Raw genomic sequence first — 22,318 nt, forward strand, 5'->3', positions numbered from 1 at the left:
GCCTAATCACAACTCTACTATACAAATGTTGAGAAATATAAAACACCATTTCTAAATATTGTTATTTTTGATACTATATTTTATAAGAATATTCAAAAAGCGAGGGGATTTCATGAACGTTCAACTACAAGGTAATGAACAAATTACGAAATTATTTAATGATTGGTATTTAGCTATGCTTAAACAAGATGTGTCTCTGGCGACAAACTTAAAGCATGAAATTAAGGAAAAGGAACTAAACTTTGAGGAAGATGAGAACTTAGCATTATACTATTCTCTATTAAATTTTCGTTTCAAAGTTTTAACTGATGGTTTAGGTATTACAAAAGACAGTTTCAATAAGATAGATTCTTACTCGATTCCAGCTAATCACCAACTTTCTTACTACTATCATTTCTTTAAAGCAATTCATGCTACTTTAACAACAAATTACAACTTAGCTAGCGAACATTACGAAAATGCTGAAAAGCTACTAGGAAAAGTTTCAGATAAACTAGAGGAAGCAGAATTTAATTACCGATTCGCTATCTTTAATCAACATTTTTATAAACCTATTGAAGCAATTCAGCAAGCAACAAAAGCCCGAAATATTTTCATGACTGAAAACGGGTTCGAGATAAAATTAGCACTTTGCGACAATATAATTGGTTCCTCCTGTGTATTTTTAAAGCAATATGAACAAGCAGAGGAAAAGTTCAATTCTGCTCTTTCCATTTTACAAAAACTAAACGAAAATGATTTAGTTTTAAGCGTTCGTAATAATCTAGGCTGGCTCTATGCAAGTCAAAACCTGTCTTCTCTAGCGATTCGACATTTATCAGAGGTGTCAACCAAAATACCTACACACTTTAAAGCGCTCTTTTTACAAGCCAGAGAGCATTCTAAACTTGGTGAAATAAACATTGCTAAAAAACTTATCAAAAAAGGGTTGGAAGTTTGTACAGAACTAAACAATGATGAATATATACTTCATTTTAAAATTTTAAATTCTCTTAACAATAATGAGACAACTGAAGATCTAGAAAATATTATTCTTGAAGGAATTACGTATTTCGACAAAGAATCTTTATATAACTACACTCAAGAATATTCAGAAAGATTAGCAGTTAAACTTTACGATGAAAATAATCACATAAAAGCAAGTGAGTATTTTCATAAAGCATTACAAGCAAAAGAAAAAACTTTTGAGAAAGGGGCATTAAAATGATAAAAAAAATTAGTTCTATCTTATTAGGATTATCTGTTATTGGAATTGTGTCTATTGGGATAAATAGTTCATTTACATATAAAGCAAGTCACGCTGATCTTCCCGCACCACAAAGACCTGACTTTGTTCAATCTGTTGACGTAAGTAAAGACTACAACTCAACAACAGCTGTAAAAGCGCTTTAAAAAACGAAAGACCTTCAATTCAGAAGGTCTTTTTTAAATATGCTTATTTAGAATGTTTCCCTTTCAAGTAAACTTTATTTTCTCATCAACTCCGCAATCCCCCTACTCCCCTCACTACCAACTTTCTCAAGTTCTTCCACAACTAATTTTCTTCTTTCTACAGAATGATTTTGACTTAACTTCGCTTTCCCTTCTATTTTACTAATCCTAATTTTAAAACCAACTATCCCTTTACTTAATCCTGCCATATAATTCGAATCTACATCATCAAGTGAATAGGTACTCTTTGGATTTTCATATGTATGTACTAAATCTTGAAGAGAATCTATTAATTCCTGTTCACCCTCAACAATTTCCAACTCTCCATATACATGTACTGCAACGTAATTCCAAGTTGGTACTGCATTGTTCGTTTCATACCATGACGGCGATATGTAGCTATGTGGTCCTTGGAATACAGCTAATACTTCTTGATTCTCACTATCTTTCCACTGTTCATTCGGACGTGCGAAATGGCCATGTAAAGTTAGAGTCTCCCTATTTAATAACAACGGTAAATGCGTTGCATATGGTTCCCCATTATGTTGAGAAAATAATGTCGCAAAGCTATTTTGTTCAATTATTTCGTACTTCATCTCTTCATCTTGTATTGCGAAATATTTTGGTATGTACATAAGCTCCCTCTTTTCCGGTCTTTTCTATTTTATTTCTTATTATATTTAGTAATCGCAGCTTCCAACAGGGACAGTTTGTCATTATTTTATAGTGGCAGCTTTCAATAACGAAAAAAATAGGTCGCACGTAATCAAAATCAATGCGACCTTAGTTTATTAAATTCACTTTCCCATTTGGTGTTATATTCTTCGATAGTAATTCTCTGTTTCAATATATCCCTCTTCCCAATACAATTTACAACCTTTGAATATGAGTATCCTTAAAATCCGTCTCATATTTCAATCCATATCCAAACATTCGATCCATTCCAATATGCGCTGTCCATATTAACCCAATCATTATAACGGTATCTATCTTAAAATAGACACCTATGATAGCTATTAATATAGATATAATATATGTGTGACATAAATTATAAATGTTAGCACCAACACGATTATTTATACCGTACGCTAACATTGATAAATCCGGTGCTAAAAGGAATACCCAAAATATAATCCAACTAAATTCATATATCGAATACGTATAAATCGTAGCTAAGAAAACAACAAGTCCTTCAAAATGTACAATACGTTTTTGCATTCTTTATCATTCCTATTTTTCTATATTTACCGATACATTTTCATCACTGAAAGTATTCTTTGCATTTTTTGACCAGATGGTTGCTAATATCGGTCCTGCAATGTTATGCCATACTGCTGCTAATACACTTGGGAGTGCGGCAGCTGGTCCAAAATGTGCTGTTGCTAGCGCAACACCTAATCCTGAATTTTGCATTCCTACTTCTATTGAAATAGCTCTTCTTGTCCCTTCGTCTAGTCCAAGTACGAACGCTGTTATATATCCGAGTAAAAAGCCAAATGCATTATGGAGCATAACTGCGATAAAGATAAGAAGACCTGAAGAAGTAATGCTACTTACATTCGCTGAAACCACCGCTGAAACTATAATGATAATTGCTACAACTGATATTAAAGGAATAACAGTCATTCCTTTCGTAACAGTTGTAGGGAAAAACTTCTTCACTACTAATCCTAAAATAATAGGTATGATAATGACTTGTACGATAGAAAGAAACATAGAAATAGCATTCACTGGCATCCATTGTCCCGCAAGTAATAATAAAATAAGAGGTGTAGCAATTGGTGCTAGTAACGTTGATAATGACGTCATTGCAATAGACAACGCTAAGTTCCCTTTTGCTAAATAAACCATAACATTTGATGCAGTGCCACCCGGTACTGAACCGAGCAACACTAATCCAGCTGCTAATTCAGCTGGCAGATTCATAACGTAGGCTAGTACGTATGCGACAAGTGGCATAATAATAAACTGAGCACATACACCGATAATAACTGGCAATGGTTTTGTAGCTATGATTTTGAAATCAACAGCCTTTAATGTTAATCCCATCCCAAACATGACAACTCCGAGTAAAATCGTTATGTAACTAGTTAACCCGAGAAATGGTCCAGGAATGAAATATGCAATAGCTGCAATACAAATAACCCAAAATGCAAAATACTTTCCAGCTATATTACTTATCGCTTCTAGTACTTTCACCCCATCATCCCCTATCCTTCAACTGAAAAACTTTATTCGGATTCAAAATGTTTTGCGGATCGAGAGCTTTTTTTATTTTTTTCATTACGAGTAATGCCGCCCCATGTTCTTCTTCTTGATACTTCCGTTTCCCAATCCCAACGCCATGTTCTCCCGTACACGTTCCACCTCGTTTAAGAGCATATAAAACGATACTTTCGTTTATTTCGTCCGCTTTTTCCACTTCTTCTTTATCGTTCGGATCGACCATTAAGAGCACGTGGAAATTTCCGTCTCCTACATGACCAAGAATACCACCGACAAGACCTACTTTATCTAATGTTTCTTTCGCATGTTGGATTGCACCAGCTAATTCTGAAATTGGTACACATACGTCTGTACTCATAAGCTTTTTACCAGGATAGCTATGAACGTAAGAGTACGCTAGATTATGCCGTGCATCCCATAATTTATTTCTCGCTGCAGTTTCCGTTTCAAAAGCAACTTCTTTACATGTATGATCAAAAACAATTTCCTTCGTGAATTCAATATCTTGCTTTAGCCCAGCTTCATTACCGTGAAACTCTAAAAACAGTGTAGGCTCTTCTCTGTAACTTGTTTCATTATAACGATTTACTTGTTTCATAGATAATTCATCTACAAGTTCAATTCTCGCAATTGGAATACCCGCTTGTAGTATATTAATAACAGCTTCTACTGCATCATTTATAGTTGGAAACGATGCTCTCGCTGCCATAACATGTTCTGGTATGCCGTATACTTTTAAAGTTAACTCCGTAAAACATCCGAGCGTCCCTTCTGACCCTACGAAAACACCATTTAAATGGTAACCTGATGATGACTTCGCTGCTAAATTTCCAGTATGTATTACTTCCCCATCAGCAAGAACGACTTCTAAATCACGAACTTGATCACGCATTACCCCATATTTAACTGCTGTCGTTCCACTCGCATTTGTAGCAGCCATTCCACCTAACGTTGCATCTGCACCTGGATCTACACTAAAAAACAAACCGTATTTCTTCAATTCTTTATTAAGCTGAGAGCGAGTCACTCCCGGCTGTACTCTCACAAGAAAATCTTTCTCTCTTATTTCGAGTATTTTATTCATAAGAGAGAAATCCATTGTAATTCCTTTTTCATATGGAATAACGTGTCCTTCTAAACTAGAGCCTACCCCAAAAGGAACGACAGGTTTTTTATGCTCACCCGCCACTTTCATTATTCTACTAACCTCTTCAGTCGTTTTCGGAAAAACAACTACATCGGGTAAACTACTAGTATGATAAGATTCATCTTTACTATGTAACTCTCTTACTGTCGTATTCACAACTACTCGATCTTCGGGAAGTACACCCTTTAGTTCATTTACTAAACGTTCTACTGTTATCTCCATCGTACACACTCCTACTTTCTATAAATTAGAATTACAAAATATGTTAAGGGTTTTATACATAATAATCCGAAAAATTAAATAATTCAAGTTTTACATATACAAAATTCATTTCTTACTTTCGAATAAACAAAAAGAACTTGCAGCAATTGCTGCAAGTTCTTTTCTATAAAACTATATTTTAAACGACTTCTTTATTAACAACATAAACCAAACTAAAGTAACTGCCATTAACGAATGGGAAAATCCTACAATATAAGTTAACCCTTTAAAGTCCGCTCCATTTAGCTGAAGCAGCCCTCTCGCTGCCAATGAACCTAACATTAAAATTAATGCAATATTATGTAAAACAAACCACTTATTAAAACTTTTCGCTTCATGAAACGCGAATACTTTTGCTAATCCTAAAGCAATTAAAAAGAAGAAAAAGCCGAGTACAAGTGTATGTGTATGCAAAAGATTTAACAAAGTAGAGCCTACAATCCCCTTATACTTTCCATACTCCCTAGCGAAAATCCCTGATAATAAACCGATAATCAAATACGTAAACGATGCATTATATAATTTCTTCATTATGTACCTCCTTGAGTAGAATGTGTAGTGTGTCATATTTAGTAATAATGATAGTTATATAGTAAAAACTCCTAGTTACCTAGGAGTCATTGTATAAGTATCTCACTCTTTACAATCAATTCTAATTATAAAATATCCCTTTATACAAAACAAACGAACTTTATGTGAACAAGTAGAGCATAATTAAAATATGTTGCACTTTTGTATTTCGCAACCCATACTAATTGTTATAACTATTAAAGGTGGTGCAATGGATTGATAGTTCTTGAAACTGAACGACTCGTTCTTCGCTGGTTTGATATAAAAGACGCCCCATTTATTCTAGAATTAGTAAACGATCCTGCATGGATTCAGTTTATTGGTGATAAAAGGATTAAAAACTTAGACGATGCAAAAAAATACATCTTAAACGGACCAGTTGATATGTATAATAAAATGGGCTTTGGTCTTTACTTAGTAGAGCGAAAAGAAGATTTCACTCCACTTGGTATGTGCGGACTTATTAAAAGAGATTCATTAGAAGATGTTGATATCGGCTTTGCCTTTTTAGAGAAATTCCGTTCAAAGGGATATGGTTTTGAATCCGCTTCTGCTGTAATAGACTACGGTGTACAGAACCTAGGTATGAAACGAATTGTAGCCATTACTACTATTGATAACATCAATTCAGGAAAGCTTTTAGAAAAAGTAGGATTGCAGTTCGAAGAGATCATTTCAGACTCAGGGGAAGATTTAAAATTATTCGGCTATAACGCATAATATGTTACGTTACATGATAGTTCGCGTTAGTTCTTGTAATTTCCAATACCCCTTTCATATCACATTTTTGGTACTTTATAGAAATAACTCTTCCACTTATAAATATATTATATCAATATAATAAGTAAAGGGAGTGAGAATAAATGGAACAACATGATATTAATTCTTTAGAACAACCACTTTTTTTCTAATTCTTCAATTCATTGCATTTATATTAATCATTTTTATCTTATATGGAATCTTGTATAATGTCGTACTGAATTTAAGTATGCCTAAATGGACTGCACATATGGTAGCTACGATACTTTCCCTTGGTATTGCCTATCAAACTTTTATAAATTTCATTTAAATTTTTTTATTATGCGTAACAAAAAGGTCGCCACTCACGGCGACCTTTTTACTATTTCACTTCTACCGTATAATTCCCTGTTCCCCCGCCATACTGATACACATGTAAATAATATTTTCCTGGATACGTGTAGTAACTTCCTACTAACTTATTTCCTTCTTGCTGGGCATACGTAACATAATTATTTAAATCCGCTTCTGAATAAAGAACCCAGTTTACTCCGATATTATTTTCCTTCGTTACATTAATTTGTAGGTTTTTCGCCGTTTCGATATTAATTTCAAAGTAATCACTCGTATCACCATTTCCTAAACTAGCACGTAAAACTTGATTTAATTGCAGTTTATTTGCTGTTTGGAATGAATTATTCGGCTCTTTTTCTACACTGTTATCTTCTTTCTTTTGAACCGTTACATTCGTTGTAACAGTATTCGTTAATCCTTTGTCGTCTGTTACTGTCAATTTTGCCGTGTACGTTCCTTCTGTTGTATACACGTGAGTTGGATTTTGTTCATTGCTTACAGTACCATCACCAAACTCCCATTTATAAGCAACAATTTTTCCATCTTCATCTTTTGATCCATCGCTTTTAAACGATATTGCTGCATTTACATTTCCGCTATATGGACCATTTATAATCGCGACTGGTGCTTTATTCACAGCACCTTCTTCTGTATTCATACCATGGAACACAATATCATATTCAAATTGCCCTGATGCATTCACACGATAATTCACAAAGTAAGCTGTTACTGTTTTGTAGCCTGTCCATTCTTTTGCACTTAAACGTTTTAACGTATCATTTACGTTTTGTGTAATTGTTTTCCAGTCTTCATATTCCCCTTTTGCAGTAGTACCTGTATACGTTCCTTGCAGTGTAAATGTATTAAAGAACTGTGATTTATTTTTCTTAACTGATACATTACTTAATTTTGCTTCTGCTGTAATTTCTACCGCAATATCTGAAACTGGTTTTGGTACGTGAGTTGCTAAATAATCATCTGATACTAATGGAACATTAAATTTCTCACGGTTATCGACTAACATTTGCATATAATCTTGATACTCTTTATTTAAATTCGCATCTTTACTTAAAGTAGAACGGTATGCATCATATGCTGTTACATCATTTTTTCTAATAAGATCATGAACTTTGTCAAACATATCATATCTCTTATTGTACATATACGATTGTAAAGCGAAGGAATAATTATAGAAATCCCACGTTCCATACTTTGCATTTAACGTTCGCTCTGCCGTATAACGTTCTGCTGGATTTGAAGATATTCCTCCTATAATGCTCTTTCTCGGTACAACATTATCCGTTCTCGTTGCCCCCGCAAAAAACTCCGCATTCCCTTCTTCAAACCAAGATAATCTCTCATTCTCATACATCTTACCTTGTCCCCAAAGCCCTGGTACTTCATATCTACCTTGTAAGTAATGAGTAAACTCATGTCGGAACAATTCTTCTAAACTATAAATACTTTCTTCTGGCGTACGTTCATAAGTAAAGAACGTACCTGTTCCTTCTATATAAAGGCCACCGTTATTCGTTTCATATCCGTACAATTGACGATTAAATTGATATTCAGCTGGACTATTATAAATAACCATCGTTAATACATCATCAGGATTTCCTTTTTCTAAAGGTTGATCACTTTCAACTGTACGATGGAATTGTGCCTTTACTTCTTTTGCCGCCCAATATAGACGTTTTACTTTTTCTTCTGTCACTTTATCTCCAGCCTTTAAAACAATTGCCCCATCATCAAACGTATACGTTTTCGGCAAATACTTTTTCTTCCCGTCTTCTCGTATTTGATCTAAATTAACAACATTTCCATTTGCATCTTTCCCGCCATAATTCGTCGCGATTTGCTCAGCCGCTACGAAATATTGCTCTCCTAAATACGGATACATTTTCATCGCGTCTGTTACAACTTGCAATCCTTTCGTTCCTGTACTATGGAACGTACCAAGTCTACCTGTATAATAAATACCATTATTAATTAACCAACCATTCTTCTCTGTCACCGTTCCAATTAAAGCAAAACGACTTAATTCATTAATATAGCTATCAATTTTTTGGTACCATACTGTATCTTTCGGTGCTTTTCTCGTATCGTACAAATACGATTGAATGTCGTAATCAACACCTTGCATAATATCGTAAATCGCATTTCCAGCTGAAAGATTGTCTACCAATGTAGAAAAATTATCGTTATATTGTTTAAAAATCTTTGCAGCTGATGTTATCGTTTCCACATCACTCGAAGCATTTCCTATTAATTTTCCGTATGATGATACAACTCTATTTTGTTCTAACGTACCGAGTTTGAAATTCGGGTTATTCGCAATCGTTTTTAATGCAGGTAAGCATTTATCATGATAGCTCCGCTCATTTAGTTTACTTAATTCTGTATGATAAAATCCTAAATAAAACCCTGAACGTAATACTTCTACTAAAGTCTCAATCCCTTTGGAGTCATCTTTCGTATAAACTTGTCCTTGCTGCTTCAATTTATCAATAATTGCCTGCATCCTACTATCATTTTGATAGAATGCAAGGCTATCCTTATTAAATTGAAATAGACCCGTAATTTGCTCCCAATCAATTGTTACAAGTAAATCTACTAACTGCTGATTGCTTAATTGATTTAGTTCAGCAATTGTATAAGTTTTCGCTGCAGCTAATTGCTTACTTTCTTTTTTTACTTCAGGTGGTCTTTGCGACAAATCAGCAAATTGTAGCCTTTTCTCAAAAGACTTATTTTCAAGCACTTTTGATGAATGAGCTAATTCTTGCACTGGCAGTTGCACACCAACTGGTTCCATTTTTAGCACATTCCGATAAGAAACTTGCTCTCCCTTTTTACTTTCTGCCAATGTGCTCCCTTGAAAACTCCCTAACATTAAACTAGCAAAACTTACCCCTACTAACACTTTTTTTGAATAGCCTTTCATGCTCTCCCCTACCTTACATTTTTTAGTGTCCCGCACCATTATTTTACTATTCTTACTTTTTATTCTGTATTGAGAAAAAAATAAGGGAACGTTCACACATGTATCCATGCCTAGCAAAATTAACACTTGACTTTATGTGAATTTTATATCAAAAAAAGATAGATAATAGCGAAATGTCTGCTATATCTACCCTCGTTTTCAACGCTATGATTTTAACTTTATAAACGTAACTTCCGGTAATGTTTGCATATGCTGAATAAATTCATTCTTTTCTTCTGACGATATATTTTTCAGCTGCATTCCTACCTTATATACTATTTCTGCGCCTTGCTGTGAAGTCTCCACTTCATATGAAAGTATTGGAATGTCTTTCATATGAAGTATTTCTAATATTTGCTGTACCGCCTCATGTTTATTTATACACATTTGCACTGTTATATTTTGCGGAAATAAAAATTGCACCTTAAAAATACGACTCACAATCTCTAAACCAATTAAAACTAGAATCGTCGCTCCAATGCCTACTACATACATGCCAGCGCCAATTGCTAATCCAATTCCTGCTGTAGCCCATAAACCAGCCGCTGTCGTTAACCCTTTCACCGCCTGTTTTTGAATAATAATTGTACCTGCACCTAAAAAACCTACTCCACTAACCACTTGCGCTGCAATACGGCTCGGATCAAGAGCCGTATGTTCTTCATTCATAATATCTGAAAAGGCATATTTTGAAACGACCATTATTAAAGCACTCCCTACCGCTACGAGGAAATGAGTCTTTAATCCCGCCTCTTTTGATCGAATTTCCCTTTCAATACCGATTATTGCTCCTAACAAACCCGCAACACCGATTCGTATAATCAAATCCAAATTTACACTCACGAGCCCTTCCCCCTTTCATTCATTATAGATAGATAAAACAAAAATTATCACACACATCCATTTATCGATATAAAAACATTTCATTAAAATATACTTAATATCCTAGGTGATTTATGTTAATATTTTCAATATTAACATAAATAGAATTCAGCCCACTTTTTATACGAAAAACCATAAACTTTACTTTCCATTTAAAAACGGGATATGGATTGCATAAAATGAGGTTGAGAAAGTTTAGAAAACGCTTTCATTTTGTATCGTAATTTTTTATAAATACTACATAAATAAAGGAGCTTACTAACAATGAACGTCTCTTTACTTACACCTACTACCGATTTACAAGAAGAATACTTAGATTTTTATAAAGAATGGAAAGATAGCGGTGAAACAATGATTCCATGGGTTATCTCAAAAGACCCCTCTAATTTCACGGCAATGATTCAAGAACTTCACGATGCGCATAACGGAATAAACCTCCCTGAATCTTGGGTACCAGACTCTACGTATTGGCTCGTTACAGATGAAAATAAAATTGTAGGAGCTGTTAATATACGTCATAGTTTAACCGAGCATTTATTTAACGCTGGAGGTCATATCGGTTATGGCATTCGCCCTTCTGAAAGAAGAAAAGGTTATGCTACGAAGTTATTAGAATTATCGCTAGAAAAAACGAAGGAATTAAACATCGAGAAAGTACTTGTCGTTTGTGACGAAGTGAATACAGGATCAGAAAAAACAATTTTACATAACGGCGGGCTTCGTGATGATGATTTCATCGAGGAAGATGGAAATGTAGTAAGAAGATTTTGGATTAAGCTATGAAAAAGTCATCCGATAAAAATAATCTTGTTATAGAGAAATATAGTAGAAGTAATGAGCTAAAAGTAAAACAACTTATTGATTTATACAATGAAGACTCTTATCTATTTAATTTATTACGAGATAATAAAACAAAATGTGCATATGTTGCCTACTATAAAAAAGATGTAGTAGGCACCTTTCTCACCTGGAATAATAACTTCCATCCATACTGCACATACTTTCGAATATATACGAACCCTTTCTATTCAGTGCTACACATAGAACAAATTTTTTTAACCGAGATTCTAAAACGAGAAAACTTCAAATTACCATTACAAACCTCTATATGGGAAACATCGGCTCATTTAAAAGCCTATTATGAAGAACATAATTTTACGGAAATCCGAAGAACATATATGCCGATATTAGACGTACGAAAAATCATAGCTATCGATACAATGCTTCATTCAAATTATCATGTACAAACCTTATCAAACATCGAGTTTAATAATAGCTTCTTTGAAAAGCTAGCTCACTTAGTAAAAACGAATTATGAGGATACTCACTTAGCAAATCCCGTTGCCTCATACCCGCTCGAAACTTGGAAAGAACAGATCTTAACTGATGATGTGTTACTAGATGGGAGCTTTGTAATGATAGATGAAGAAAATAAAATTATTGCGTACTCTTTCCTCCATACATCAGAAAGAGATAATACGGTAGAACTAGGATGGTGTGGGACTCACACTACAGAAAATTTATCCTTACTGAAACTTCTCGTTTTCAAACAATCTATGTATGCAAGTGAACATGGTTATTCTTTCATTCAAGGTGAATTCGATTCAACGAGTATATATGCAATGGAGATATTAAAATCCTTTCCTTTCAATCCTTGTGCTACTTGGATTACGTATCAAAAAGAAGTCGGAAAGTGATTATACACCTTCCGACTTCTTTTATGCTGTCTCTATTTCAAACTGCACTGTAATACCACTAGGATCTACTACTGTAAATCCGTTTGTACTTTCGTTTACTTTATGTTGTTTTTCTATTAATCTTTCTTTCACTTCATCTAACGCTTCTTTATGCGGTAATACAATTGTATATACCTTAAGTCCAGTTGCATACGCTGGTGGATGTGGATTATTTACTCCGTTCCACGTATTTGCACCTATATGGTGATGATATCCTCCTGCAGAAATGAATAAGCAGTCATCTTCACGCTGTTGCACTTCAAATCCTACTGTCTCTACATAAAACTCGTGTGACTTCTCTACATCCGCTATTCGTAAATGTACGTGCCCAACGACAGTATTAGCAGGCAATCCATCAACCTCATAATCAACGAGCGTTGCCAGTTCTTTTAAATCTAGCGGCGTACTTCCTCCTGGTCCTTCTCCCCATTGATCACGCGGGCGGTCTGCATAAATTTCTATACCATTCCCCTCTAAATCTTGTAAATAAAACGCTTCGCTATATGTATGATCACTTGCACTATTAAACCTTGAGATCGGTAAAATTTCATTTGAATATGTATAACGTCCTTCTTGCTCATCCGGACTATCAATTACATTCTTATTACGAATCACCCCAAATAATGCCGAAGCAAAAGCCTCACGAGTTGGAACTAAAAAAGCTACATGATATATACCAGTCGTACGCGGCTCTTGCAATACCCCGTCCTCTAATTTTTCAAGAACAAGTAACGTGTTCTTTCCACCTTTTCCTGATAAATATGCTTTATTCTCCTCACGCTGAATTACTTCTAAGCCTACTACATTCTCATAAAAAGCAATTTGGCGCTCTAAATTTTGCACTTTAAATTCAACATGACCAATACGTGTTTTCGGATGAATTTGTACCATGAATAACTCCATCTCCTTATCCTTATATATTTCCAATACATATAACCGTTACTATGAAGGATACAACTAAAATCACCCTATGTAAATAAGAAAAGTCAGAATTTATAATCTTTTTTATTTCCATAATAAAAAAGCCCCCTCTTCTAACTTTCAGAAAAGGTGACTTTACGAAACAGTCTACTATTATTCTTATCTCATTTTATGTACTTCAGCAACTAACTTTCCACCTTGAATGCCCATATAAAGTTTCACAGGTGCATCATTCGTGTTTTCAAACACTAAGTCTAAGTATGGATACGCAATTGTAGCATCTCTTCCTTGTGGAACATAACCTACCGTTTTAGAATGTGTCGTTCTCTCTACCATTTTCAAACCAGCTTGATCTGCTGCATTGTATAATGTTGATGATGTTTGACAAACACCACCGCCGTATCCATCTACTAATTTACCATCTACAATTTCTTTTCCTAGTTGATATCCTTTATCTGGCGTTGTATCACCAATTAATGCATTGAAAGAGAAACTGTCTCCTTTTGCTAATACAACTCCATTTATGCCCGCTGCTGACAAGCGAATATTCTCAATACGGCCACCTGCTGAGCCACCTAAATTCGTTTCATATCTACCAATTACCGTACCACTTCCTTGCGCATCACTTAATGTTGCGATAGGCTTTTTCTCAACAATAGGTAATTGATAGGAAGAGTCCCACATACCAACGTTTAATAATTTATCTACTAATTCTTTTTCCATTAACTCATAAGCAGGTTTTCCTTCTTGCCAACTTCCATCAGGTGCTACGCGTGAAGGAACCATCTTTTTATCAACGCTTTTCCCAACCTCACTAGCAACCTTCGTTACCGATTTTTTAAATTTTGCTTCATCTTCAAAATAACCTAGACTCGATAAATCTAGTTTTTTCACTTCCGTACCAGTACGACCATCTACTAAACTAATAGAATCCTGCACCTCTGCTTTAGCCTCTACCGTGTGGCCACCAATGTCACTTACTAATGCAACATCACTTACTTTTGCACCACAACCACTCACTATAGCTACACATAACACCCCAACTAATATACCCTTTACTTTACGGAACAATATACTCTCCCCTTTTTCCCAATATTACTTTTATGTATTATTTCATTTTTATGTATGTTTTGTTACAATCATTTTACAATATATTTATAAAATGTTACAAGTTATTTTTCACTCTATATAAATTACTCTTTTCTTTTCTAAATGTCTATACATATTTACATAAAAGTTGGAGTTCGATAGAATTGTAACCTTTATGTAACCTCACCTTTTTATCCAGTATATACCATAAAACGAAAGAAATACAAATGTAAAACTCCATATTCTTATTTATAAAGAAACACCTTGTGAACATAAATAGGTATTTGCCGTGCCACACTCCGCTTTCACACATACATTATGGTGAATTAACCTATTTTAAAGAAATGGAGGATATTTTTATGTACCCCTACAATCCATACGATCCATATAACCAAAATGGTTATCAACCTCAATATGATTTACAAGCACAATACCAACAATATATAGATCCAGCAGAACAAGTTAATCCATATGATCAAAATCGACAATTCCAACTTCCAATCTCTTTTCCTGGTACTGGAAACCGTCAACTAGAAAGACGAGTAAATGAGCTTGAACAAAGAGTACGTCAATTAGAAAACACGGTTGAGCGTCATACACGTAGATTAAACCGCTTAAACCAGCGTTTACGTACAATAGAAAACAGACTAAACATTCCATTTTCAGCATTAGAAGACGGATTTTAATTGCGAAAGTAAAAAATATATAAAGGAAGGGGCTCCCCCTTCCTTTATATAAATTGACGAAAGTTTTTTCCATCTCTATACTGATAAGAGTTAATGAAATGAAACAAGGTGATAAATATGGATTTTGAAATAAATTATCTTTCCTTTTATGTTGTACAAGTAGAAGGAAAAGGTGAAGCTGTTGATAAACGCTACAAACATTTTCAAACGTTAGACGCTGAAGAGTATGAAGATAGCTCCTTAAAAGAATTTTTGAATGGTGAATTATTAAAAATTTCAAAGCGAAAAGTAGAACGTCATGCGAAAACAGAACAAGCTCCGACAAAGATTGGTCGCTTCATTGTAGAAGAAGGGCACGAACTTGATTCAAACCCTCATTACAACCTCTTTAATCGCATTCGCTTTGCGGAAACAAAAGAAAACTTCAAAGATATGAGTGAACCTCTCGTTTATACATATCTGGACACAAGTGCTGTACGCGGTGGTGTATTTTTAATTGCGCAAGCAAAACTACGCAAATACTTTGATGATCCATTCGTTTTCGTTATGAAATGTGACTTCGAACCGAAAGTCGCTTCTATTTCAGATGAATCCACACTGATTCGTAACGTTGAAATGGCCATCACAACAAAAAATATGAAATCTATCCAATATCCGTACATGCCTGAAGAAGGTATGGTTGAAGTAGGCGAACTAAAAATTCACCAAGCATCACACGCCCGCTACTTTGAAGACTTCTTAAAATTCGTCGAGTACGAACGCTCTATGCCTGAAATTATGAAAACACAAGTAATGGACATGGTATATGACCAAATTGAAGATGTATTTGAAGAAGGTACGGAAGAACGCGAACAATTCGACCAAGCAATGGAAGTATGGGCTGCCAGTCCGAAACGCGAAATTATGGAACAATTTTCAACTGAAGAAGTAATGGAGGCTACCGCTCAAATCGTCGAGCATGCTCCTGAAGTGGAATTAAAGTTAAAAGCAGATCATATCTCTGTGAAGGCCCTGCTTGCTGATTTCGGGGATCAAATACATATCGCAAAAGTAAATGACCGATACGTACTAATGATCGAAGCTGATACACTTACGTTTGAGAAAGGCTTCTCTCCGATTGAATTTCTGAAGCCAGATGAATTGCAAGATGTGATTGAGCGGATTGAGAATAAGCAGCAGTATTCTTATGATCCGAACGGGATTGAATAAATCCTTCCATATATCTATTTTTACTGAGCGCTTTTAATAAGCGCTCTTTTATTTTGAACTTAGTTGACCTTTATATTAAAAACCGATTCTTAGTAGAATCGGTTTTTCTGCTTTATAACAAAATATGTTTATTTTTAATCCAAGATAACAATTGTTGCAGAATCCAGTAGATTCCTTCCTTGTTGTACAAGCGTATTTCCATTAGAGTAGTCACTATGTATGTTGGTAAAATGAAAATTTCACTTCACTACCTCAAATTTATTGTACTCGTAAAAAGATAATTGAAAACGATATTCTGGATGCTCTCTTACCCAATCATAGGCTTCTTCTAAAATATCCATTTTGTTTTGCAAGTCATTAAGTTCACTACATTCGTCCCTTTTCTGTTTGCACAGAGGGCAGAATCCATTCACTATTTCGGCACTCGTCGCCCTAATAGTTTTACTTTCTAAGTCAACTACTAGACGAAGAATAAGAGAATGCTCAGCTTTTGTAGTCACCGTCATTTCAGCAAGCCCATCCTCATTCCAAAAGACACCGTTTAATTCCATCTGTACGGTGACGTCTTTAATATCCAAGTCTATCACTATCACACCTCCCTTGTATAAAACTCATATTTACTCTTCGATTTTAATCTTTAATACACCACGCTTTAAAGATATATTAAGCTTTTTCCAATTCTTCTTCTTTGCTATGAAAGGAAGTGTAATTACTGCTAATAGCGTGGTAAATATTATCCCAAAAACTAAAACTGTTACAATGTTAAAGATTGCTTCCATTTAACTCTACCCTCTTTCATTTCTATGGGCTCTAATTTTATGAATGTATTTAAAAATTCTTACCACACCTTAATTTTCAAAGCAATTATAATGGCCTAATCACAACAAATCAATTCCTATTTAATATGAATACTTTATTCATCCATCAGTACAATGAATTTAAATTTATGTAGCTAGAAATAGAGGAGAATGTCATTTAACCTCTACATTCTCCTCCATCTCAGCCAAATACCTAATCTGCCTTTCCGCTTTTCTCACCGCCGTAGGAAAATGCTTTTTCAGAAGTTCTATTGTAGCTTCACTTATATAATATCTTTCCGTTATACTTTCCCACGTGTCACTACTTTCAAATGCACTCCAAACGAAAGGACGCTCTGTATTTTTTCTCATTTCTTTAAATACCCATTTTCGCATCTTTTTTTTCGCTTTTTCTGTTAGTTTTCCGTTCTCTACAAGTTCAAGCTCACCATGTCTTTTGTACCGTTTATGAATGTCTCTCTCGCTATATACTTTAAGAAGTATATTCGCTGTATTCTCAGCATCCGCTAAAGCTCGGTGCTGCTTTCCTTCCCACGTTAAACCGAGCTGTTCTACTGCAAATTGTAAACTTGGTGTATGCTCAAATAACTCTTCATACGCTTGGAAAACAAACTTCTGCAAATCAAATTTGCTCTCTTTTTCCATACATGGACATTCTACACCGTGTAACGTACAATCATGAGATAGAAAACGATAATCTTCTCTTCCCCATGAAACAAATACAGAGTCTTCTCCGATAAATTGAATAAATTTCTCTATAATTTGCGGGAATTTCTCCACACCAATTAAATCTTTCTTTGTAATTCCTGTTAATTTTGTCGTATGACGAGTGAGTCGTGCACTCGGCTTTACTAACTCCGAAAATTCTCCAATTACCTTCATTGTACTTGCTTCTATTTTTACAGCTCCGATATCAACTATCTCTGACGGATCTTCTGATTTATACGGCCTGAAATTTCTCTCTATATCGAACACAATAAAATGTGTAGCGTTTTCCAATTTATTTACCTCTTTCTAAATTCCTTTTCACACACATACTCTATTTTCAGTATTTATTTATTCATGCACTTTATGCATGAAATACTTCGTCTAATAAACGAAAATTTAATCTCATTATTATATGTACATAGGAGGTTATTCAATAAAAATGCAAAAAAAAAGAAGGGCAAGCCCTTCTTTTTTCCATAATTACTTCTTGTTAACGTTTGTAGCTTGAGGTCCACGGTTACCTTGTTCTACTTCGAAAGTAACTTCTTGACCTTCTTCTAAAGATTTGAAGCCGTCGCCTTGGATAGCTGAGAAATGAACGAATACGTCTTCTCCGCCTTCAACTTCGATGAAACCGAAACCTTTTTCTGCGTTAAACCATTTTACTTTACCGTTTTGCATTTAAAAAATCCTCCTACAATGTACCTATATGTACATATTCATTTTCAACCACTTTACAATAATACTTCAAAAATTAAAAAACTGCAACCCCAGAGGAGATTTAACATTGCTATCCTCCTCGGAAGTTACAGCTCATTTAAATCTCTATATTATTAAAAGTAAAATGGTTTAAAGTAACTATATCATATCAATATAATAAAAGTAAAGTTTTTTTTGCTATATAATTTTTTTCTTCCATTGCATCGCTTTTGATTCACCTGATCCAGCTACAACATAACCCTCTTTTTGGTTAACGATGCGCCAGCCATGCCCTTTAACTGAGTCACATACTGTAACAAGTCCTTCTTCTAATAGTACACGACAAACCGTACTAATCCCCGCCTTATTTTGCGTTGACGTTGTATATAGCACATGTTGATCTACACTCAAGGCTAAATAGCTACTTGCTTTCTGCTCACTTTGACATGTGTGCCAATATGTTTTTTCACTCTCAATACTTTCATCTATTTTACAAAAAGAAATATTCCCGCTAATCCCCTTGCACGATCCACTCGCTGCTACTATATAAGAATTGTGTACAGTCAACGCTGAGATCATCTGATTCATCACGATTTTAATCCTCTTTAATTTACGTGTCTCCAAATTAAAGAGCCAAACACCACCATATTTAGCATGTATTTTCGTACCAATAAATAAGTAATGTTTATATAAAAATAACGATCGAATAGATGGTGCCCCGCCACCATACTCAAGAAATGGATGAATGGTTTCCCATGTCGAACCAAAATCATTAGAACGATACAACGTTTTATCTCCATGAGCAATGACTGTTCCTTGTACATTACTACACACATTCCAACTCGTTGCTTTTGTTGGAAAACGCTGAACCGTCCAGTTCTCCCCACCATTCATACTACGAATAAAAATCCCTTCGTCACCTACACCATACACTACATTATCTTCGCTATGTAAATCCCTAATTCGTTTTTGAAAACCATTTAATATTTGTTTCCATTCTCCGTCTCGTTCAATAAATAAGCCATTATATGTAGTAGCTAACATAAGTTTTCCATCTCTTAACTTTGTAATAGCGGTCGCACTTAACATTGTCTCCACGTTGACACTCCCATTCTTAGAACTTCTCAGCAAATGCAATTGCAAAATTACTGCATTTTTCAACATCCTCTTCATCTTCTGGAGCTAGTTCGATTTTCAATCCTTCTTGTACAAGCTCTGCACCGCGTTCTACAAGTCTTTCTTCAAATATCGTTACCGCTTCACAAAATAGTTCATACGCCGTATCACCTGATCCGAATACCGCTACTTTCTTCCCTGATAAATCTATATTTTCTAAGTCCTCATGGAAATCTTCCGCCTCAAACGGTAATTCACCATCGCCCCACGTATAAGATCCTAAAATGATTCCATCATAGGCTAATAATTCTTCAGCATCCATGCCTTCCATTTCTTGCAATACTACTTCATGATCAAAAGCATCTAAACTAACTTTTATTAAATCAGCAATACTCTCTGTATTTCCTGACATACTTGCATAGGCTATTAAAATTTTTGCCACTTCGGCATCCCCCTCTTACAATAAATGATTCTCATTCTCATTATATTAATAATGAGAATCAATTTCAATTATATTTTTCATTTTTATTTATTCCATATAAAAAAGCACAGATGACTATACAATCACCTGTGCTTTTTTATTACTTTTTAAAAATACCAAACGGCTTTCCAACTGGTAATACAACTTTACCGAAGTGTGTATTTAACACTGCTGCTGCTGAACCATAGAAAGATAATAATGAAATACATAGTTCAGAATACGCTGCTAAATTATGCATTGCATGCGGCATAACACCTAAAGTACTTAATGAAAGACCAATAAATAAGAAATCAATAAGGACGAAAATCATAAATAATACTTTATGTGTTTCCATTGCACCAATTGTCATAAAGATTGTGAAAATCAAATATCCAATAAAGGCTACACCCAGCTGTTTTGAATCTGCAGCTTGTGCTAATTTTTCGCCAAATACTCCAAGTTGAATTAACCAAGTCATTCCAACACCTAACCAAAATAGGCCGTAGGCACCGAATGCTGTTGTACCGAACGTATTGTTATGCTTTGCATCGTGAATGCACGCAAAGATTTGTGCAAATCCTCCTAAAAAGATTGCCCACGGTAATACAAGTGAAACGCCATCTGTTAAGCCTAACTTTTGAGATGATGCTACAAGTGTTACCATCGCTAATCCAAATAGACCAATTCCAGATGGATCTGCTGTTGTCATTTTCACATGATGTGTAGTAGTTTGATTGCTCATATAAACCTCCTGATTATAAACATACTCGAATACAATACTTAAATCAGAAGACTATGTCAATGGTTTTTTTTGTATGTTGTCAGACCTTACTTTTTATAATGATTACATATACTTCCGACCACTTCATACGGTTTTATACTCACTTTTTCCAACTCGTGTATCGGCAACCATAACGGAATATAACTCCCTCTATCTTTCAGTTTGAATTCTTCAGCTTTACCACTTCCGAAAACTCCATCTATAATATGGGCATTAAAATAATACTCCGTACCTTTATACTCCACCTTTGCAATGAGATGCTCCACTTTTATATGTACCCCTAATTCTTCATAAATTTCTCGCTTTGTTGCTTCTTCAGCTGTTTCTCCTTCTTCAATTCCTCCGCCTGGAAAAACATAATATGTTTCCCCTTCTCGAATACGTTTTATAAGAGCAATTTTCCCTTCCTGCACAATGATAGCCCCGCCGCGATTTCTTATCATTTTATTACCTCAATACGAATCGCAACTGTTCCCCACTTTTTTTCTTGTTCTTTCGTATATATTTTGTATGTACTTTCTAGCATTTCCTCTAAACTATCATTTTCACAATCCAATAATTTGTGATCAATTTGTTCGTACATTGCTTTAAAGCTTGCGTATCGTTTTATTTCCGTTACTTTTACAGTCATCGTTGCTGCTGTCGTAAGGTTCGTAAATACAATATTATCATCTTGTTTTATAAGTTGACGTTTTGTATCGTATAAACGTACTTCATATACTTTTTTTCCTAATTGAATTGATTGAAAAGGTTTATTATATAATCCCATTTCGTATATCATTCATTCCACTCCTTTTTTATGCATTACGCCTACTACTATTTTTGTGCATTACCAATTCATACAACACAGTTCGACTTATTCCAAGTTGCATATAATATTCCATATCCATTACTTGCTTTAGAGAGGATGCTAAATTTGTTATGTTATTTTTAAATCAAAAACCTGAATATAATAAATATGATATTGGTGATTATACTTATAGTAAAGTAGGTCCAACCATTTTTTCTTGGAATGATGAAACAAAATTAAAAATAGGTAAGTTTTGTTCATTAGGAGAAGAAGTCGTTTTTATACTTGGCGGTGAACATCGCGCAGACTGGATAACGACATACCCATTTAATGCATTTTTTAATGAAGGAGCACATATTACTGGTCATCCTTCTTCAAAAGGCGACATTGTAGTCGGCAACGATGTATGGATTGGTTATCAATCCTGCATTTTATCTGGTGTTACAATTGGTAACGGAGCCATTATTGGGGCAAAGAGTGTTGTTACAAAAGACGTACCCCCATATGCAATTGTAGCTGGTAATCCTGCAAAATTTATTCGATATCGTTTCCCGCAAGAAACGATTGACAAACTAGAAAATCTCGCATGGTGGGACTGGGATATTTCTATTATAAAAGGAGCCATTCCATTTCTACTTTCCAACAAAATCAACGAGTTTTTTACCTCACCCGAAAACGAATCTATGTGATTGATACAAAAAGAGCATCTTATT

General features: G+C 34.7%; 26 protein-coding genes and 2 pseudogenes. 9 read left to right on the forward strand and 19 right to left on the reverse strand.

Features of this window, described 5'->3' with window-relative positions:
* Positions 1-112: 112 nt before the first annotated feature.
* Positions 113-1,207 (forward strand): response regulator aspartate phosphatase, encoded by a 1,095-nt coding sequence (locus tag JDS82_RS10320; RefSeq protein ID WP_199713198.1) that lies wholly within the window; start codon positions 113-115, stop codon positions 1,205-1,207.
* Positions 1,204-1,392 carry a Phr family secreted Rap phosphatase inhibitor gene (locus JDS82_RS10325; RefSeq protein ID WP_000592005.1) on the forward strand — a complete coding sequence of 63 codons (189 nt, stop codon included), beginning with the start codon at positions 1,204-1,206 and terminating at the stop codon, positions 1,390-1,392. Before JDS82_RS10320 ends, JDS82_RS10325 begins: the two co-directional genes overlap by 4 nt.
* Positions 1,393-1,466: 74 nt before the next feature.
* On the opposite strand, the gene JDS82_RS10330 is transcribed toward JDS82_RS10325, so the two are convergent.
* From JDS82_RS10330 to JDS82_RS10350, 6 genes and pseudogenes are all read right to left on the reverse strand, one after another.
* Positions 1,467-2,066: an FMN-binding negative transcriptional regulator gene (locus tag JDS82_RS10330; protein WP_199713199.1), complete on the reverse strand. Its 600-nt coding sequence runs from the start codon at positions 2,064-2,066 to the stop codon at positions 1,467-1,469.
* A gap of 143 nt (positions 2,067-2,209) precedes the next feature.
* Positions 2,210-2,278 (reverse strand): annotated as a pseudogene (locus JDS82_RS29710) (GrpB family protein); the annotation flags it as partial.
* A 23-nt stretch (positions 2,279-2,301) separates the two neighbouring features.
* A complete protein-coding gene (locus tag JDS82_RS10335; RefSeq protein ID WP_001172043.1) occupies positions 2,302-2,649 on the reverse strand; it encodes a DUF4260 domain-containing protein in 348 nt (115 codons plus the stop codon).
* 12 nt (positions 2,650-2,661) lie between these two features.
* Positions 2,662-3,630: a bile acid:sodium symporter family protein gene (locus JDS82_RS10340; RefSeq protein ID WP_000865830.1), complete on the reverse strand. Its 969-nt coding sequence runs from the start codon at positions 3,628-3,630 to the stop codon at positions 2,662-2,664.
* Between the two features lie 4 nt (positions 3,631-3,634).
* Positions 3,635-5,026: an FAD-binding oxidoreductase gene (locus JDS82_RS10345; RefSeq protein WP_098057363.1), complete on the reverse strand. Its 1,392-nt coding sequence runs from the start codon at positions 5,024-5,026 to the stop codon at positions 3,635-3,637.
* 171 nt (positions 5,027-5,197) lie between these two features.
* Positions 5,198-5,596: a DUF2871 family protein gene (locus tag JDS82_RS10350; protein WP_000737899.1), complete on the reverse strand. Its 399-nt coding sequence runs from the start codon at positions 5,594-5,596 to the stop codon at positions 5,198-5,200.
* A gap of 255 nt (positions 5,597-5,851) precedes the next feature.
* On the opposite strand from JDS82_RS10350, the gene JDS82_RS10355 reads away from it, so the two are divergent.
* Both JDS82_RS10355 and JDS82_RS30350 read left to right on the forward strand, forming a co-directional pair.
* On the forward strand, positions 5,852-6,355 hold the full coding sequence (locus JDS82_RS10355) for a GNAT family N-acetyltransferase (RefSeq protein WP_061672829.1): 504 nt from the start codon (positions 5,852-5,854) through the stop codon (positions 6,353-6,355).
* Positions 6,356-6,498: 143 nt separating this feature from the next.
* Positions 6,499-6,704: pseudogene (locus JDS82_RS30350) on the forward strand (hypothetical protein).
* Between the two features lie 51 nt (positions 6,705-6,755).
* Here JDS82_RS30350 and colA read toward each other — a convergent pair.
* Together colA and JDS82_RS10365 are read right to left on the reverse strand one after the other, a co-directional pair.
* Entirely contained in the window at positions 6,756-9,671 is a 2,916-nt protein-coding gene (gene colA / locus JDS82_RS10360; protein WP_199713200.1) for a collagenase ColA, read from the reverse strand.
* A 204-nt stretch (positions 9,672-9,875) separates the two neighbouring features.
* A complete protein-coding gene (locus JDS82_RS10365) occupies positions 9,876-10,553 on the reverse strand; it encodes an MgtC/SapB family protein (protein ID WP_199713201.1) in 678 nt (225 codons plus the stop codon).
* 303 nt (positions 10,554-10,856) lie between these two features.
* Between JDS82_RS10365 and JDS82_RS10370 the strand changes: the two genes are divergently transcribed.
* Together JDS82_RS10370 and JDS82_RS10375 are read left to right on the forward strand one after the other, a co-directional pair.
* Positions 10,857-11,375, forward strand: a complete 519-nt coding sequence (locus tag JDS82_RS10370; protein WP_001103112.1) for a GNAT family N-acetyltransferase — start codon at positions 10,857-10,859, stop codon at positions 11,373-11,375.
* Positions 11,372-12,289, forward strand: a complete 918-nt coding sequence (locus JDS82_RS10375) for a GNAT family acetyltransferase (RefSeq protein ID WP_199713202.1) — start codon at positions 11,372-11,374, stop codon at positions 12,287-12,289. Before JDS82_RS10370 ends, JDS82_RS10375 begins: the two co-directional genes overlap by 4 nt.
* Positions 12,290-12,310: 21 nt before the next feature.
* Here JDS82_RS10375 and JDS82_RS10380 read toward each other — a convergent pair whose 3' ends face one another.
* Both JDS82_RS10380 and JDS82_RS10385 read right to left on the reverse strand, forming a co-directional pair.
* The gene (locus JDS82_RS10380) at positions 12,311-13,219 is read right to left on the reverse strand and encodes a VOC family protein (RefSeq protein ID WP_061672834.1); all 909 of its coding nucleotides are present in this window, start codon (positions 13,217-13,219) and stop codon (positions 12,311-12,313) included.
* Positions 13,220-13,408: 189 nt separating this feature from the next.
* Positions 13,409-14,320 carry a VanW family protein gene (locus JDS82_RS10385; RefSeq protein ID WP_000488975.1) on the reverse strand — a complete coding sequence of 304 codons (912 nt, stop codon included), beginning with the start codon at positions 14,318-14,320 and terminating at the stop codon, positions 13,409-13,411.
* 362 nt (positions 14,321-14,682) lie between these two features.
* Here JDS82_RS10385 and JDS82_RS10390 point away from each other — a divergent pair, with 362 nt between their 5' ends.
* A complete protein-coding gene (locus JDS82_RS10390; protein WP_116300170.1) occupies positions 14,683-15,024 on the forward strand; it encodes a hypothetical protein in 342 nt (113 codons plus the stop codon).
* A 117-nt stretch (positions 15,025-15,141) separates the two neighbouring features.
* Positions 15,142-16,233, forward strand: a complete 1,092-nt coding sequence (locus JDS82_RS10395; RefSeq protein ID WP_000345047.1) for a DUF3900 domain-containing protein — start codon at positions 15,142-15,144, stop codon at positions 16,231-16,233.
* A gap of 239 nt (positions 16,234-16,472) precedes the next feature.
* On the opposite strand, the gene JDS82_RS10400 is transcribed toward JDS82_RS10395, so the two are convergent.
* The 9 genes from JDS82_RS10400 to JDS82_RS10440 all read right to left on the reverse strand — a co-directional run bounded on the left by JDS82_RS10400 (position 16,473) and on the right by JDS82_RS10440 (position 21,596).
* Positions 16,473-16,820 (reverse strand): hypothetical protein, encoded by a 348-nt coding sequence (locus tag JDS82_RS10400; protein ID WP_000566109.1) that lies wholly within the window; start codon positions 16,818-16,820, stop codon positions 16,473-16,475.
* A gap of 30 nt (positions 16,821-16,850) precedes the next feature.
* The gene (locus JDS82_RS10405; RefSeq protein ID WP_000387289.1) at positions 16,851-17,012 is read right to left on the reverse strand and encodes a hypothetical protein; all 162 of its coding nucleotides are present in this window, start codon (positions 17,010-17,012) and stop codon (positions 16,851-16,853) included.
* Positions 17,013-17,204: 192 nt separating this feature from the next.
* Positions 17,205-18,050 (reverse strand): exonuclease, encoded by an 846-nt coding sequence (locus tag JDS82_RS10410; RefSeq protein ID WP_064056702.1) that lies wholly within the window; start codon positions 18,048-18,050, stop codon positions 17,205-17,207.
* Positions 18,051-18,239: 189 nt separating this feature from the next.
* Positions 18,240-18,440, reverse strand: coding sequence for a cold shock-like protein CspB (gene cspB, locus JDS82_RS10415; protein WP_001179147.1), 201 nt, complete (start codon positions 18,438-18,440; stop codon positions 18,240-18,242).
* A 216-nt stretch (positions 18,441-18,656) separates the two neighbouring features.
* Positions 18,657-19,556, reverse strand: coding sequence for a WD40/YVTN/BNR-like repeat-containing protein (locus JDS82_RS10420; protein WP_000449522.1), 900 nt, complete (start codon positions 19,554-19,556; stop codon positions 18,657-18,659).
* A gap of 16 nt (positions 19,557-19,572) precedes the next feature.
* On the reverse strand, positions 19,573-20,016 hold the full coding sequence (locus JDS82_RS10425) for a flavodoxin (protein ID WP_001062763.1): 444 nt from the start codon (positions 20,014-20,016) through the stop codon (positions 19,573-19,575).
* A 139-nt stretch (positions 20,017-20,155) separates the two neighbouring features.
* Positions 20,156-20,776, reverse strand: coding sequence for an acetate uptake transporter (locus JDS82_RS10430; RefSeq protein ID WP_000070936.1), 621 nt, complete (start codon positions 20,774-20,776; stop codon positions 20,156-20,158).
* A gap of 86 nt (positions 20,777-20,862) precedes the next feature.
* Positions 20,863-21,258, reverse strand: a complete 396-nt coding sequence (locus tag JDS82_RS10435; protein WP_000620841.1) for an NUDIX hydrolase — start codon at positions 21,256-21,258, stop codon at positions 20,863-20,865.
* Positions 21,255-21,596 carry an ASCH domain-containing protein gene (locus JDS82_RS10440; protein WP_199713203.1) on the reverse strand — a complete coding sequence of 114 codons (342 nt, stop codon included), beginning with the start codon at positions 21,594-21,596 and terminating at the stop codon, positions 21,255-21,257. Before JDS82_RS10440 ends, JDS82_RS10435 begins: the two co-directional genes overlap by 4 nt.
* Positions 21,597-21,736: 140 nt before the next feature.
* Between JDS82_RS10440 and JDS82_RS10445 the strand changes: the two genes are divergently transcribed.
* Positions 21,737-22,294, forward strand: a complete 558-nt coding sequence (locus JDS82_RS10445; protein ID WP_046954606.1) for a CatB-related O-acetyltransferase — start codon at positions 21,737-21,739, stop codon at positions 22,292-22,294.
* Positions 22,295-22,318 lie beyond the last annotated feature (24 nt).

Origin of the sequence: Bacillus cereus group sp. N14 (genome assembly GCF_016483555.1) — a bacterium.
Lineage (GTDB): Bacteria > Bacillota > Bacilli > Bacillales > Bacillaceae_G > Bacillus_A > Bacillus_A wiedmannii.

What these genes read in the sequence shown, in the direction of transcription:
- JDS82_RS10320 (WP_199713198.1), top strand. Translation starts at nt 113, where the DNA reads ATGAACGTTCAACTACAAGGTAATGAACAAATTACGAAATTATTTAAT.
- JDS82_RS10370 (WP_001103112.1), top strand. Translation starts at nt 10,857, where the DNA reads ATGAACGTCTCTTTACTTACACCTACTACCGATTTACAAGAAGAATAC.
- JDS82_RS10325 (WP_000592005.1), top strand. Translation starts at nt 1,204, where the DNA reads ATGATAAAAAAAATTAGTTCTATCTTATTAGGATTATCTGTTATTGGA.
- JDS82_RS10375 (WP_199713202.1), top strand. Translation starts at nt 11,372, where the DNA reads ATGAAAAAGTCATCCGATAAAAATAATCTTGTTATAGAGAAATATAGT.
- JDS82_RS10405 (WP_000387289.1), bottom strand. Translation starts at nt 17,012, where the DNA reads ATGGAAGCAATCTTTAACATTGTAACAGTTTTAGTTTTTGGGATAATA.
- JDS82_RS10345 (WP_098057363.1), bottom strand. Translation starts at nt 5,026, where the DNA reads ATGGAGATAACAGTAGAACGTTTAGTAAATGAACTAAAGGGTGTACTT.
- JDS82_RS10395 (WP_000345047.1), top strand. Translation starts at nt 15,142, where the DNA reads ATGGATTTTGAAATAAATTATCTTTCCTTTTATGTTGTACAAGTAGAA.
- JDS82_RS10380 (WP_061672834.1), bottom strand. Translation starts at nt 13,219, where the DNA reads ATGGTACAAATTCATCCGAAAACACGTATTGGTCATGTTGAATTTAAA.
- JDS82_RS10330 (WP_199713199.1), bottom strand. Translation starts at nt 2,066, where the DNA reads ATGTACATACCAAAATATTTCGCAATACAAGATGAAGAGATGAAGTAC.
- JDS82_RS10435 (WP_000620841.1), bottom strand. Translation starts at nt 21,258, where the DNA reads ATGATAAGAAATCGCGGCGGGGCTATCATTGTGCAGGAAGGGAAAATT.
- cspB (WP_001179147.1), bottom strand. Translation starts at nt 18,440, where the DNA reads ATGCAAAACGGTAAAGTAAAATGGTTTAACGCAGAAAAAGGTTTCGGT.
- JDS82_RS10445 (WP_046954606.1), top strand. Translation starts at nt 21,737, where the DNA reads ATGTTATTTTTAAATCAAAAACCTGAATATAATAAATATGATATTGGT.
- JDS82_RS10335 (WP_001172043.1), bottom strand. Translation starts at nt 2,649, where the DNA reads ATGCAAAAACGTATTGTACATTTTGAAGGACTTGTTGTTTTCTTAGCT.
- JDS82_RS10350 (WP_000737899.1), bottom strand. Translation starts at nt 5,596, where the DNA reads ATGAAGAAATTATATAATGCATCGTTTACGTATTTGATTATCGGTTTA.
- JDS82_RS10390 (WP_116300170.1), top strand. Translation starts at nt 14,683, where the DNA reads ATGGAGGATATTTTTATGTACCCCTACAATCCATACGATCCATATAAC.
- colA (WP_199713200.1), bottom strand. Translation starts at nt 9,671, where the DNA reads ATGAAAGGCTATTCAAAAAAAGTGTTAGTAGGGGTAAGTTTTGCTAGT.
- JDS82_RS10440 (WP_199713203.1), bottom strand. Translation starts at nt 21,596, where the DNA reads ATGATATACGAAATGGGATTATATAATAAACCTTTTCAATCAATTCAA.
- JDS82_RS10430 (WP_000070936.1), bottom strand. Translation starts at nt 20,776, where the DNA reads ATGAGCAATCAAACTACTACACATCATGTGAAAATGACAACAGCAGAT.